Annotated in this window: 14 protein-coding genes and 1 riboswitch; of the genes, 12 read left to right on the forward strand and 2 right to left on the reverse strand. The window is 60.8% G+C overall.

Going from position 1 to position 13,321, the window contains the following annotated elements; translation table 11 throughout:
* Positions 1–3: 3 nt before the first annotated feature.
* Positions 4–1,038 (reverse strand): nicotinate-nucleotide--dimethylbenzimidazole phosphoribosyltransferase, encoded by a 1,035-nt coding sequence (cobT, locus tag DKK66_RS08395; RefSeq protein WP_131357097.1) that lies wholly within the window; start codon positions 1,036–1,038, stop codon positions 4–6.
* 153 nt (positions 1,039–1,191) lie between these two features.
* Positions 1,192–1,398, forward strand: a riboswitch (cobalamin riboswitch).
* A gap of 170 nt (positions 1,399–1,568) precedes the next feature.
* Between cobT and DKK66_RS08400 the strand changes: the two genes are divergently transcribed.
* From DKK66_RS08400 to DKK66_RS08425, 6 genes are all read left to right on the forward strand, one after another.
* On the forward strand, positions 1,569–3,524 hold the full coding sequence (locus DKK66_RS08400; protein ID WP_165494132.1) for a TonB-dependent receptor: 1,956 nt from the start codon (positions 1,569–1,571) through the stop codon (positions 3,522–3,524).
* Between the two features lie 95 nt (positions 3,525–3,619).
* Positions 3,620–4,144, forward strand: coding sequence for a bifunctional adenosylcobinamide kinase/adenosylcobinamide-phosphate guanylyltransferase (gene cobU, locus DKK66_RS08405; RefSeq protein WP_045845839.1), 525 nt, complete (start codon positions 3,620–3,622; stop codon positions 4,142–4,144).
* Positions 4,144–5,019: a cobalamin-binding protein gene (locus DKK66_RS08410; RefSeq protein ID WP_165494133.1), complete on the forward strand. Its 876-nt coding sequence runs from the start codon at positions 4,144–4,146 to the stop codon at positions 5,017–5,019. Before cobU ends, DKK66_RS08410 begins: the two co-directional genes overlap by 1 nt.
* 21 nt (positions 5,020–5,040) lie before the next feature.
* A complete protein-coding gene (locus DKK66_RS08415) occupies positions 5,041–5,268 on the forward strand; it encodes a hypothetical protein (RefSeq protein ID WP_045845837.1) in 228 nt (75 codons plus the stop codon).
* Complete coding sequence (locus tag DKK66_RS08420; protein ID WP_045845836.1) at positions 5,265–5,576, forward strand: cell division protein ZapA; 312 nt, start codon at positions 5,265–5,267, stop codon at positions 5,574–5,576. The genes DKK66_RS08415 and DKK66_RS08420 overlap by 4 nt, the downstream gene beginning before the upstream one ends.
* Positions 5,577–5,870: 294 nt before the next feature.
* The gene (locus DKK66_RS08425; RefSeq protein WP_131357103.1) at positions 5,871–6,491 is read left to right on the forward strand and encodes a 5-formyltetrahydrofolate cyclo-ligase; all 621 of its coding nucleotides are present in this window, start codon (positions 5,871–5,873) and stop codon (positions 6,489–6,491) included.
* A 41-nt stretch (positions 6,492–6,532) separates the two neighbouring features.
* Here the strand turns inward: DKK66_RS08425 and DKK66_RS20140 are convergent, their stop codons facing one another.
* Positions 6,533–6,679, reverse strand: a complete 147-nt coding sequence (locus tag DKK66_RS20140) for a hypothetical protein (RefSeq protein WP_165494134.1) — start codon at positions 6,677–6,679, stop codon at positions 6,533–6,535.
* A gap of 129 nt (positions 6,680–6,808) precedes the next feature.
* Here DKK66_RS20140 and DKK66_RS08430 point away from each other — a divergent pair, with 129 nt between their 5' ends.
* From DKK66_RS08430 to DKK66_RS08455, 6 genes are all read left to right on the forward strand, one after another.
* A complete protein-coding gene (locus DKK66_RS08430; RefSeq protein WP_131357106.1) occupies positions 6,809–7,267 on the forward strand; it encodes an EVE domain-containing protein in 459 nt (152 codons plus the stop codon).
* Positions 7,268–7,287: 20 nt separating this feature from the next.
* On the forward strand, positions 7,288–8,229 hold the full coding sequence (pip, locus tag DKK66_RS08435; protein ID WP_131357108.1) for a prolyl aminopeptidase: 942 nt from the start codon (positions 7,288–7,290) through the stop codon (positions 8,227–8,229).
* A gap of 275 nt (positions 8,230–8,504) precedes the next feature.
* Positions 8,505–11,123 (forward strand): leucine--tRNA ligase, encoded by a 2,619-nt coding sequence (gene leuS, locus DKK66_RS08440; RefSeq protein ID WP_131357111.1) that lies wholly within the window; start codon positions 8,505–8,507, stop codon positions 11,121–11,123.
* Positions 11,124–11,229: 106 nt separating this feature from the next.
* Positions 11,230–11,790 carry an LPS assembly lipoprotein LptE gene (gene lptE, locus DKK66_RS08445; RefSeq protein ID WP_131357114.1) on the forward strand — a complete coding sequence of 187 codons (561 nt, stop codon included), beginning with the start codon at positions 11,230–11,232 and terminating at the stop codon, positions 11,788–11,790.
* Positions 11,771–12,775 (forward strand): DNA polymerase III subunit delta, encoded by a 1,005-nt coding sequence (gene holA / locus DKK66_RS08450; RefSeq protein WP_045845830.1) that lies wholly within the window; start codon positions 11,771–11,773, stop codon positions 12,773–12,775. Before lptE ends, holA begins: the two co-directional genes overlap by 20 nt.
* Before the next feature lie 181 nt (positions 12,776–12,956).
* Positions 12,957–13,256: a hypothetical protein gene (locus tag DKK66_RS08455; protein WP_231588823.1), complete on the forward strand. Its 300-nt coding sequence runs from the start codon at positions 12,957–12,959 to the stop codon at positions 13,254–13,256.
* Positions 13,257–13,321 lie beyond the last annotated feature (65 nt).

A 13,321-nucleotide genomic window follows, 5' to 3' on the forward strand; every position in this document is an offset into this window, starting at 1 on the left:
GCCTCAGTCTTTCTCGGTGACACCGGCCTGGGCAAACGTGGCCATTTCGGCGTGCAGCTTGATGGCCAGTTGCAGCAAGGGCACGCAGGTGGCGGCACCAGAGCCTTCGCCCAGCCGCATGCCCAGTGCCACCAGCGGGTTCAGTTGCAGTGCTTCCAGTGCCAGCTTGTGGCCGGTTTCTTCCGAGCAATGGCTGGCCAGCAGCCAGTCGGCCACTGCCGGGTCGATGGCGCGGGCCGCCAGGGCGGCGGCGCTGGCAATGAAACCATCCACCAGCGCAGGCACACCCAGTGCCGCGCCTTCCAGATAAAAACCCGCCATGGCGGCAATTTCCAGCCCGCCCAGTTCGGCCAGCACGGCCTGACCATCCAGTGACTGGCCGTGCAGACGGTCCAGCGCCTGTTGCACCACGCGGCGCTTGTTGACGAGGCCGGCATCGTCGATGCCGGTGCCACGGCCGACAATGCTGTCCACGCTGTAGCCCGTCAGACGGCAGATCAGCGCGGCAGACGGCGTGGTATTGCCAATGCCCATGTCACCGGCAATCAGCAGATTGGCACCGTGTTCCACGGCGCGACGCGCCGCAGCGCGGCCCACTTCCAGTGCGGCAGCGCATTGTTCTGCCGTCATGGCGGCTTCCACTGCCAGGTTGGCGGTACCAGCGGCTACCTTGGCCTGCACAATGGGCAGTTCCGGCAGTTGACCCAGCACACCCACATCCACCACTTCCAGCCGTGCGGCAATGGCGCGGGCCAGCACGCAGATGGCAGCGCCACCGGCAGCAAAATTCTTCACCATTTCGCCGGTCACGATGGACGGATAGGCGGACACGCCTTCCGCTGTTACGCCGTGGTCACCGGCAAACACGGTGATGGCCGGCTGCAGGGACACCGGAATGGTTTTGCCTTGCCAGGCAGCAAAGCGACAGGCCACCGTTTCCAGTACACCCAGGCTGCCAGCCGGTTTGGTCAGCGAATTCTGGCGTTGCAGGGCGGCTTCATGAAAAGCGTGGGCAGGAAGGGCAATGGCCTGGGACATGGTGCGGTTTCTCGAGGTTGGCATGGACTAGAGCGCGACTCTAAGACATGGGGGGGCAGCACGGCAAGCTGAATGCCGCCATGGCATTGGCATTGCTTGTTGCATATCAAGACTGTTCGTGCCAGATTGCCGCGGTTTCGCTGCATTCTGCCGTATAATCGCTGCCGGACAGGTGTCCGGATTTGCATGATCCGGATGAAACGGGAAGCCGGTACAAGCCGGCGCTGCCCCCGCAACGGTAAGGTCTGGCTGGTGGATACCGGCCCAGTTGTCGCCATTGCCACTGTTGCCCATCAGCAACGGGAAGGCGCGACAGCGCAAGACCAAGCCCGGAGACCGGCCTGTCCCTTATCGTCTGCCGCATGGCAGGCGGTCGCTGTATATCGCGGGGAGGCGATCTGGCAAACAGCAGGCGGACCTGGCGGTCCGTCCCGATGTCATCCATTCTCATGGCGCAAGCCATCCTCTTCGCACTTCTTGTGGCAGTGGCAAATAGGCCCTGCCGGATCCTTGTTCCAGGAGTGTGTTCCATGTTCAAACCCCAACCACTGGCCCTGCTGGTGTCCTTGGCCTGCATCGCCTTGGCCCAGGCCGATAGCCTGCCTTCATTCCAGGGTGAGGAGGTCGTTGTCAGTGCCGACCGTGTGCCGCAGGCCGTAGCAGATCTGCCAGCCAACGTCACCGTGGTCACCGCCAAGCAGATTGCCGGCAGTGCCGCCACGACGGTGCAGGATGTCCTGTCGCAACTGGCTGGCGTGCATGTATTCAACAACAGTGGTTCGTCCAGCGCCGCTGCCGTGGATATGCGCGGCTTCGGCATGACCGGCATCAGCAATACCCTGATTCTGGTAGATGGTGTGCGTCAGAATACCAATGATCTGTCTGCACCCAATCTGAGCGGTGTGGCCCTGGCGAATATCGAGCGCATCGAAGTGGTAAGAGGGATTGGCAGTGTTGCCTATGGCGGCGGCGCCAGCGGTGGGGTGATCAACATCATCACCAAGTCCGGTGTGGCCAATGGCACCAGCGGCAGCATCAGTGTGACCGGTGGCAGTTATGATCTGCGCCAGCTGGACGCGGACCTGCATGTCGGTGCCAACGGCCTGGCGCTGGATGGCTATGTGCATTCGATGAAAACCGACAATTACCGTCAGAACAATCAGGAACGCAATGATACCGGTGGCCTGACGCTGACTTTCCGGCACGATGGCGGTGACATCAAGTTGTTTGCCAATACCAGCTCGCAAGGCCTGCGCTTGCCCGGCTCGCTGGATGCTGACCCTGCCAGTGGCAAGAATCCGTTGGCAAGCAATCCTACCGCTACGTCCACCCCCAAAAATTATATGGACGCCAGCAGCTCCACCACCGGAGCATCGTTCAGCCAGGATATCGGCCCCGGTACGCTGTATGGTGATATTTCCCACCGCAGCAAGAATACCTTTAGCGACTATGTTTCCACTAGCAGTACCGACCAGCGCTGGCTGAGTGAAAACAATGCCAGCCTGCGTTACAAGCTGCCTATTGGCCAGAACAATGTGACGCTGGGCGCAGACTGGCTGAACAGCACGGCAAATGTGCAAGGTTATTCCAGCTACAGCACCACTCAGCGTCATCAGGGCTTGTTTGTCGATAGCATGTTCAAGCCCTGGACCGGTGGCACCCTGACCCTGGGGGCGCGCCAGCAAGAAGTGAACGATATCATCAAGCAGTCGGCCAGCAGCGTTCCGGCGCTGGATACCAGCCTGCATTCCTGGTTGCTGGGGCTGAAGCAGGATCTGTCTCCCAGCTGGTCGGTTTATGGACACTGGGGTCAGAGCTTCCGCCTTGCCAATGCAGATGAAGCTACCTTCACCGGCGGTACCGTCTTGCTGCCACAGCAGTCCCATGATGCCGAAGTCGGGGTGGAATGGAAAACTGCGCAGGCCAGTGCCAAGGCAGCGCTGTTCCGCAGCGACCTGAGCAATGAAATTGCCTACAATCCGTTTGCAGACAACGGCAATGGTGCCAATGCCAACCTGGCACCCACCCGCCATCAGGGGCTGGAGCTGGAAGGGCGTTGGCGTCTGAGCCCGCAATGGGAATTGAATGGCAACCTCAGCTGGACTGAAGCCACCTTCCGGCAAGGCAGCGGCCTGGCCGGCAACACCATTCCCATGGTGCCCAAGTGGCTGGCCAATCTTGGCCTGAGCTGGCAGGTAAACAGTGCCAGCAAGCTGGGCGTGGTTGTGCAGTATGTCGGAAAGCAGCGCATGGATAACGACCAGTCCAATACCTTCCCGTATCAACTGCCTTCTTACACTGTGCTCAACGCCAAGCTGAGCCATGACTTCACCAAGAACATCTCGGCTTCGCTGGCCATCAACAACCTGCTGGGCAAGCGCTATGCCAGCTACGCCGGTACTGCGACCTACACTTCGTCTACCGCGTCTTACCTGTATCCGGCAGATGGACGCAACATGCAGGCCAGCCTGCGCTATGCTTTCTGATTGAACTGGCGGCAAGCACAACATCCATGGCCGAATCCGGTGTGCAGCATGCTGCCGGATTCGGCTTTATTGTTTGATTTCATGGACAACACAGCATGACCCACCTGATCACCGGCGGTGCGCGTTCCGGCAAAAGCCGCCATGCCGAACACCTGGCCATCCAGCATGGCGGCCCGGTCTGCTATATCGCTACCGCCGAAGTGCGTGACGAAGAGTTTGCCGAACGGGTGCGCCAGCATCGCCTGCAACGGCCTGCGCATTGGCAAGTGCAGGAAGCCGGGCGTGACCTGGCCGGGCTGATTCTGGGCCACGACCAGGAAGACGGCCTGTTGCTGGTGGACTGTCTGGGCATGTGGCTGATGCGCTTTTTCGGTCCGGACGATAGCTTCGACGAAGTGGAATTCGCCCGGCAGCGGCAGTGGCTGCTGGAAGCCATCGATGCAGTACAGGGCCGCTTGCTGCTGGTGACCAATGAAATCGGCTGGGGCGTGATGCCGATGAGCCGCATGGCACGCCTGTATGGCGACCTGCTGGGGCGGCTGAACCAGGACGTTGCGGCCCGCTGTCAGCATGTCACCCTGGTAGCCTGCGGGCTGCCCTTGTCGCTCAAGGGCGGCTGATGCTGTTGCGCGCTTTTGCCCTGTGGCTGCTGTTGTGCGTCGGCCCGGCCCGGGCGGCAGTCAGTGCACCCGATGCCAGTGGCAAACTGCTGACCCTGCCGCAGGCGGCGCAGCGTATTGTTTCCCTGTCGCCCCATGCCACCGAAATGCTGTACGCCATTGGTGCCGGCCAACGGCTGGTGGCCACGGTGGACTACAGCAATTACCCGCCGCAAGCGCGTGCCCTGCCGCGGGTGGGCGGCTATAGCGGCATCAGCCTGGAAGCGGTACTGCGCCAGCGGCCGGACCTGGTGGTGGCCTGGCAGGACGGCGGCAACCTGCGCGAGCTGGAGCGCTTGCGCCAGCTGGGCGTGGCCGTGTTCATCAGCCATCCCTTGCAACTGGATGATGTGGCCGCAGAAATGCAAAGCCTGGGCCGCCTTACCGGGAACCCGGCCACGGCTGCCGCAGCGGCCTCTGCTTACCGCCAGCAACTGGCCACGCTGCGCCAGCGCTATGCCCGCCGTACACCGGTCAGCGTGTTTTACCAGATCAGTGCCGCGCCCATTTTTACCGTCAGCCAGCGCAGCTTCATGGGTGCCATGATGCAACTGTGTGGCGGGCGCAATGTGTTTGGCAGCCTGGGGCAAGCCGCACCGCAAGTAAGCATGGAGGCGGTTGTGGCGGCCCGGCCACAGGTGATGCTGGCTGCACGCGCTGACATCCTGCGCATGTGGGATCGCTGGTCCGCCCTGCCGGCCGTGGCGGCAGACACCCGTTACGTGCTGGATGAGGACCTGCTGACCATTCCGGGGCCACGTTTGCCGCAAGGTGCAGCGGCACTGTGTGCCACGCTGGACACAGCACGGCACAGACTGGGTTTGACGCTGGACTAGCTGGCCGTTATCCTCGCCGCCATGGACAAGGAACTGGAATATCTCGAATCCCGCGTGCAGGCCCTGGTTGCCCGCATCAAGGAACTGGAAACCCAGAACGGCCGTTTTGCCCAGGCGCTGGCTGAAGCGCTGAAGGAAAACGCCGAGCTGAATTTCCGCGTGAACGAAACACGCAGCCGCGTGGCCGCGCTGGTAGAACGTCTGCCCAAGGCAGAGGAACCGGAGCAGGCTGAAGGAGAGGCAGAATGAGCGATATCGTGCAGGTCGACATTGAACTCCTGGGCCGTCATTTCACCATCGGCTCGCCGGTGGATGAGCGTGAAACCCTGCTGGAGGCGGTACGTCTGTTGCAAGGCAAGATTGATCTGATCCAGCAGCACGGCAAGGTGATGGATGCCGACAAGATCGCCATCATGGCTGCTTTGAACATTGCCCATGATTTGTTGCGTACCAAAGTGGGAGAGGGCTTGGAAATGGCTTCATTCCAGCGTAAAATACGCAACATGAGCGAAGCAGCTGATACAGCGCTTCGCGAAAGCCAGCAAGCCCTGTTCTGATTTCTTACTCTCAGGCAGGAACTGGCAGACACCCAGATCAGCTTATCCCCTGCGGTGTTCGTGAAGGCTAACAATTCCTTTGTACCAATGCGTTCGCTTTTGGCCGCCAGCGTGAGTTACGGGTGTGTCGCGTCCCTCGAGGATGCGCCCGAAGTGACTGGCAGGTAGCCCTCCCTGGAAACAGGGTACAAGCGAATTATGCCCAAACGACACTCGCGGGGGTCTCCCTTCCACGACCCGGCGCATCTTGCTCCGGGTCGTTTTCATTTGTCCCTTGATTGTCAGGCTTGCGCCATGTCCACTCCCGACACTGCCGTTAACGACAAGATTGCCCTGCGCAAGGCCGTGCGTCGCCAGCGCATGGCACTGACGCCCGCTTACCGTGCACAGGCCATGCGTGCGGTGGCACGTCATGCCAGCCGCTTATTGCGGCGCGGGCGGCGTATTGGCGGTTATCTGGCGGCCGGTTCCGAGCTGGATGTGGAAATCCTGCTCAGTAGCGCGTTACAGCGTGGTGCCAGCGTATGGTTGCCGCAAATTCCGGCCCGTGGCCGCCGCATGTGGTTCTCGCGTCTGACGGGGGACGGGCGGTGGTATCGCCATGCACGCTACGGCATCGTGGAGTTTGACGGCCCCTGCTTGCGGGCGGAAAAGCTGGATGTGCTGCTGGTGCCATTGCTGGCGGTGGATGAGGACGGTTATCGCATGGGGCAGGGCGGCGGTTTTTACGATAGCAGTCTGGCTTTCCGGCAGCGGCCACGTCGCTACGGCAAGCCCTTGCTGGTGGGCGTGGCTTACGATTGCCAGCGGGTGCAGCAGGTGCCGCGTGAAGCCTGGGATGTGCAGCTGGATTATCTGCTGACCGAAAGCGGCCTGCATCGTTTTGCCCGTCGCCAGCGCGCCAAAGCCTCCTGACGGAGGCTGTGGGCGGGATTGTGGCAGGTCGTGGCGGTTGTTTATCGCTCCCAGTGGTGGCCATAGCCATAGGCCGGGACGGCTACAACCGGGACAACGACTTCAGGTCGGTAGGCAACCCGTGGTGGAACAACGACGCAGGCGCTCAATGCACTGGCCAGCAATACGCCAATCAACAGGCTTTTCATGATTCTCTCCGGTGTACAAGGGCCAGACGGCCGCAGTTGTTTGTCTGCTTTCAAGCTTAATCGAACACAGCTGCTGCAAGATGGCGTAAATTGTTAAGACCACCTTCCATTGATTAACAGACATTTCCCATGCGTTATTGGCTGATGAAGTCCGAACCGGACGAAACGTCGATTGATGACCTGATGGCCGAGCCACAGCGGGCATTCGAGTGGACCGGCGTGCGCAATTACCAGGCGCGCAATTTCATGCGTGATGACATGCAGGCAGGCGACCGGGTGCTGTTCTGGCATTCCAGCTGTGCCGAGCCAGGCATTGCCGGTCTGGCCGAGGTGGTGGGCAGCGCCCATGCCGACTCCAGCCAGTTTGACCCGGCCAGTCCGTATTTCGACGCCAAATCCACGCCCGAGGCCCCGCGCTGGCAGTGTGTTGACGTGCGCTTCCTGAGCAAGACCCCGCTGCTGACACCTGCCCTGTTACGGCAGCACCCACCGCTGGAGCAGATGCAGGTGCTCAAAAAAGGCAACCGCCTGTCGATTACCCCGGTCAGCCAGACCGAGTGGGAATACATCACCACCCAGCTTTGCTGAGGCAGTCTGTCTGGAGCGCAATGCTTTATCCGCCGATTGAACCTTTCAGCCAGGGCATGCTGCCGCTGGATGGCCTGCATCAGATGTACTGGGAACAATGTGGTGCGCCGGATGGCCAGCCCGTGCTCTACCTGCATGGCGGGCCGGGCGATGGCTGTGCCCCGGCCAGTCGCCAGTTGTTTGATCCCTCCCATTACCGAGCCATCCTGTTTGATCAGCGCGGCAGTGGCCGTTCGGTGCCGCGTGGTGAATGGCGGGACAACACCACGGCGCATCTGATTGCCGATATCGAACGCTTGCGCGAGTATCTGGGCATCGAGCGCTGGCTGCTGTTTGGCGGCTCCTGGGGCAGTACGCTGGCACTGGCCTATGCCCAGGCTTACCCGCAGCGGGTGACAGGCCTGGTCCTGCGCGGCATTTTCCTGGGGCGGCAAAGTGAAATCGACTGGTTCATGCACGGCATGGGGCAGTTTCACCCGGAAGCCTGGCAGGAATTTGTCGCACCGATTCCGCCCGCCGAGCGCGGGCAGCTGCTGCAAGCCTATTACCGCCGCCTGTGCGACCCCGACCCGCAAGTCCACCTGCCCTTGGCGCGCAGCTGGGGCCGTTACGAGGCCAGTTGCGTGGCCTTGCGTCCCCAACCCGACACCATGCTGCGTGCCGGCAGCGAGTATCTGGCCTTGCCACTGGCGCGGCTGGAAGCCCATTACTTCATCCACCGCATCTTTCTGCCCGAAGGGCAGTTATTGCAACAGCTTCCGCGCATCCGTCACTTGCCGGCCATCATCGTGCAAGGCCGTCATGATGTGATCTGCCCGCCGGCCACGGCGCACGAACTGGCCCGCCACTGGCCGGAGGCCGAATTCCAGCTGGTGGAAGCTGCCGGTCACTCCTTGTGGGAAGAATGCATTTTGCAGCGGCTGTTGCAAGCACTGGAGCGCTGCAAGCAGCTGCCGCGCTGAACTGCCGGCAGCCAGCTGCCGGTAAAAAAATGCAAACGCCTTTGTGATGGCCCGCTGCCTGGTGCAGCCTGTGTGGCGACTGGCCGGCACCGGGTTTGCCAGGGCTGGCGGCAACGGGGGCAAGCGTTTGTTTTTGTGCAGCTCTTATCGACATGCCCCTCTGGCCGCTATAATGGCCCGATTGAATTTGCGACGGACTGCCCAAGCTGCCCTGCAAGGCGGGGACTTGGGCAGTCCGCCATTTTGTTTTCAGCCTTTCCAGACTAAAGATCGCCATGCAAGAAACCTACAGCCCGCGCGAAGTCGAAGCCGCAGCGCAACAAAAATGGCAGCGCACTGCCGCCTTCAAGGCCGTCGAAGACGCCAGCCGCCCCAAGTACTACGCCTTGTCGATGTTCCCCTATCCGTCCGGCAAGCTGCACATGGGCCATGTGCGCAACTACACCATTACCGATGTGCTGGCCCGCTTCAAGCGCCTGCAAGGCTTCAACGTACTGCAACCGATGGGCTGGGACGCCTTCGGTCTGCCGGCTGAAAACGCCGCCATGAAAAACGGCGGTGCTCCGGCAGCCTGGACCTACGCCAACATCGAATACATGAAGACGCAGCTGGACAGCCTGGGCTTTGCCCTGGACTGGGAGCGCGAGCTGGCCACCTGCAAGCCCGATTACTACCGCTGGGAGCAGTGGCTGTTTACCCGCCTGTTTGAAAAAGGCGTGATCTACAAGAAAAACGGTGTGGTGAACTGGGACCCGGTGGACCAGACCGTACTGGCCAACGAACAAGTGGTGGACGGCCGTGGCTGGCGCTCCGGTGCCGTGGTGGAAAAGCGCGAAATCCCGATGTATTACTTCGCCATCACCAAGTACGCTGACGAACTGCTCACCAGCCTGGATACGCTGGATGGCTGGCCGGAACAGGTCAAGACCATGCAGAAGAACTGGATCGGCAAGAGCCACGGTTCTGACGTGGTGTTTGCTTACGACCAGGACAGTATCGGCCATGGTGGCGAACTGAAGGTGTACACCACCCGTCCGGACACCCTGATGGGCGCAACTTACGTTGCCGTGGCGGCGGAACACCCGCTGGCCACCCAGGCCGCGGCCAATCATCCGGCGCTGCAGGCTTTCATTGCCGAATGCAAGGCAGGTTCCGTGGCCGAGGCTGACGTGGCCAAGATGGAAAAGAAGGGCATGGACACCGGCCTGTTCGTCATCCATCCGCTTACCGGTGCCAAGCTGCCGGTATGGGTGGCCAACTATGTGCTGTGGGGCTATGGCGAAGGTGCGGTGATGGCCGTACCGGCGCATGACGAGCGCGACTTCGAATTCGCCAACAAATACAGCCTGCCGCTGCTGCAAGTGTATGCCAAGGTGGCTGGCGATAATGATTTCGATGCCAGCAACTGGCAGGACTGGTATGCCGCCAAGGACGACAGCGTACGCACCGTCAACAGCGGCAAGTACGACGGCAAGTCCTTCTACGAAGCCTTCGATGCCATCGTCGGTGATCTGGAAGCCAAGGCTGCCGGCCAGAAGAAAACCCAGTACCGCCTGCGCGACTGGGGCATCTCCCGCCAGCGTTACTGGGGTTGCCCGATTCCCATCATCCACTGCCCGACTTGTGGCGATGTGCCGGTCCCGGAAAAAGACCTGCCGGTAGTACTGCCGGAAAACGTGATTCCGGATGGTGCCGGCTCGCCCTTGGCCAAGATGCCGGAATTCTACGAAACCAGCTGCCCCAAGTGTGGCGGTGCCGCCAAGCGCGAAACCGACACCATGGATACCTTCGTGGAATCCAGCTGGTACTACGCCCGCTATGCCAGCCCCAAGTGCGACACCGCCATGCTGGACAAGGCAGCCGCCGACTACTGGCTGCAAGTGGACCAATACGTGGGTGGTATCGAACACGCCATCCTGCACCTGTTGTACGCACGTTTCTTCCACAAGCTGATGCGTGACGAAGGCCTGGTATCCAGCGACGAGCCGTTCAAGAGCCTGCTGACCCAGGGCATGGTGATCTGCGAAACCTTCTACCGCGAGCTGCCCAACGGCAGCAAGGACTGGATCGCCCCGCAAGACGTGGTGCTGGAACGTGACGCCAAGGGCAAGATCACCGGCGCCACCCATCGTGTGGATGGCCTGCCGGTGGTGGTGGGCGGTGTGGAGAAAATGTCCAAGTCCAAGAACAACGGCGTGGACCCGCAGGAATTCATCGAGAAATACGGTGCCGATACCGCGCGCCTGTTCATGATGTTCGCCGCCCCGCCGGAGCAAAGCCTGGAATGGTCCGACGCCGGTGTGGAAGGTGCCTTCCGCTTCCTCAAGCGCCTGTGGAAACTGGCCAAGGAACATGCCGACGCGGGTGTGGTGGCCGCTTATGCCGGTGGCGAGCTGAATGCCAGCCAGAAGGAACTGCGCTTCAAGCTGCACAGTACCATCCAGAAAGTGGCCGACGACTATGGCCGTCGCCAGCAGTTCAACACCGCCATTGCCGCGGTGATGGAACTGTTGAACACCTACGACAAGACCGACCGCAGCGATGCCGCCGGCCGTGCCGTGGCACAGGAAGTGCTGGAAAGCGTCACCCTGTTGCTGTCGCCCATCGTGCCGCACATCACTGACGCCATCTGGTCGGTGTTGCAGCCGGGCAGCGAGCTGCTGGCACAAGCCTGGCCGAAGGTAGACGAGGCTGCGCTGGTGAAGAGCGAGATCGAGATGATGGTGCAGGTGGCTGGCAAGCTGCGTGGCAGCATCACCGTGGCTGCCGATGCCGCCAAGGATGTGATCGAAGCTGCCGCACTGGCGCACGAAAACGTACAGAAGTTCATGGAAGGCAAACCGGCCAAGAAGATCATCGTGGTGCCGGGCCGTCTGGTGAACATCGTCGTGTAAACCCCGGTCCGCCCTTGACGGGGCGGGCCAGCAATCCTGCCGGTCAGCTTTTCCTTCCCCTTCCCGTGGGGCAGGGCCTGACCGGCTCCTGTTACGGAGAACAGGCATGAAGCGAATCCTGCGCGGACTGGTCCTGACCAGCCTGGTGTTCCTGCTTGGCGCTTGCGGTTTTCATCTGAAGGGCATGGGCGGCAATGTCCGTCCGCTGCCGTTTGGCAGTGTGTATGTGGATGAGGGCAGCAGCAAGCTGGGTGGCGTGCTGCGCGAAACCCTGGCCCATAACGACAAGCTGATTGTTCTTTCGGCTCCGAAGCAGGCCGAGGCAGTGGTCAGCGTGGTGAGTGAAAGCCAGTCCAAGGACGTTTCCACCATCAATAGCGGTGGCAAGGTCAACGAGTACCAGCTGAGCTACAGCGCGACGGTGCGTACCGTGATTGGCGGCGTACCCGTCGAGCCGGACATGAACCTGACCGTGCGCCGTTACATGAATTATTCCGACAGCGACGTGCTGGGCAAGGAGCAGGAAGAAACCCTGCTGTGGAACGACATGCGTCACGACGCCGCCGAGCAGCTGGCCCGCCGCCTGTCCTATCTCAAGCGTCCGGGCGCACAAGGCCAGTCCGGCCCGCAAAGCCTGAAGCCAGTCAATGCCCAGCCTAAGCCCTGATGCACTGGCAGCGGTGCTGGACAAGGGTCTGGCGCCGCTTTATCTGATTCATGGTGAAGAAACCCTGCTGGCGCTGGAAGCTTCCGACAGCCTGCGTCAGCATGCCCGTGACCAGGGTTATCTGGAACGGGAAGTGCTCACCGTGGAGGCAGGTTTTGACTGGTCGCAATTGCGCGATGCCATGAGCAGCGTGTCGCTGTTTGCCAGTCTCAAATTGCTGGAAATCCGCATCCCTGGTGGCAAGCCGGGTACCGAAGGCGGCGAGGCGCTGCAACAACTGGCCGCCAATCCTCCGCAAGACACCATCACCCTGATTACCATGCCAAAGCTGGAAAAGACCCAGCTGCAATCCAAATGGTATCTGGCGCTGGAAAAAGCCGCTGTGGTGGTGGAAGCCAAACCGGTCGGGCGGCATGAGCTTGCCGGCTGGATTGCGCGTCGTCTGAAACGCCAGCAACAGCATCTGTCACCGGAGGCGCTCAGTTTTTTTGCCGACCGGGTGGAAGGCAATCTGCTGGCGGCACGGCAAGAAGTGGACAAACTGGCCTTGCTGTATCCGGCTGGCGAACTGAGCCTCGAGCAATTGCGCGAAGCGGTGGCCAATGTCGCCCGCTTCGATGTGTTCCATTTGTCCGAAGCCTGGCTGTCCGGCGATGCCGCACGGGTGGAGCGCATGCTGGAAGGTTTGCTGGCCGAAGGCGAATCGCCTGTGCTGGTGTTGTGGTCCTTCACCGAAGATGTACGCATGCTGCTGCGCTTGCGGCAGGGCTTGAAGGACGGGCGTCAGCTGCGCGATCTGGCGCGCGAGCTGCGTTTGTGGGGTGACAAGCAAAGGCTGGCGGAACCGGCCTTGCGTCGCATCGGTCCACGCAAGCTGATGACGGCCCTGACCGAATGCGCGCGCATAGACCAGCAAATCAAGGGGGTGGCCAATGGTGACCCCTGGCATGCCCTGCGCGGTCTGGCCATGTTATTGGCCGCCTGATGCAAAAAAATACAGTCATTTGAAACGGTCAGCGCAAGCTGGCCGTTTTTTTTTCAACTGATTTTCCATTTAATCTGTTTTGTTTAAATTTCTTTTAAGGAAGTATTGAGATTGAACAAGGCCTGCCATATGATAAGGATAAGTTAATACATTTTAAACAAAATAACATAAAGAACAAAGCATGATGCAAGACGAGGGAGTGCTCAGTGTGGCTGTTGCAGGTGAACACCGTACCCGCAGCAAAATTGTTTTGGTTGAAATCATTCACCAGACCCTGGATGTCCTGTTGACGGCAGAGGATGCGCGGCTGGTGCATTGGGATGGCCGTATCCTGCGGGTTCACAAACTGACATCGCGCAAGGCCAATCAGATTCTGCATGCGCCGGATGCCTATCCCGGGTTCCTGGGGGTGTTTGATCACCGTGCCCGCTATCGGGACCTGGCCGAGCCACTGAGCGAGATTGTGGGCGTGCAGCTGTGAGACCACAGCGCCTGCAGCGCGCATGGCGATAAAAAAGACCTGCGATTGCAGGTCTTGCGAGAGGG

The organism is Aquitalea sp. USM4 (genome assembly GCF_004328945.1).
Taxonomy (GTDB): domain Bacteria; phylum Pseudomonadota; class Gammaproteobacteria; order Burkholderiales; family Chromobacteriaceae; genus Aquitalea; species Aquitalea pelogenes.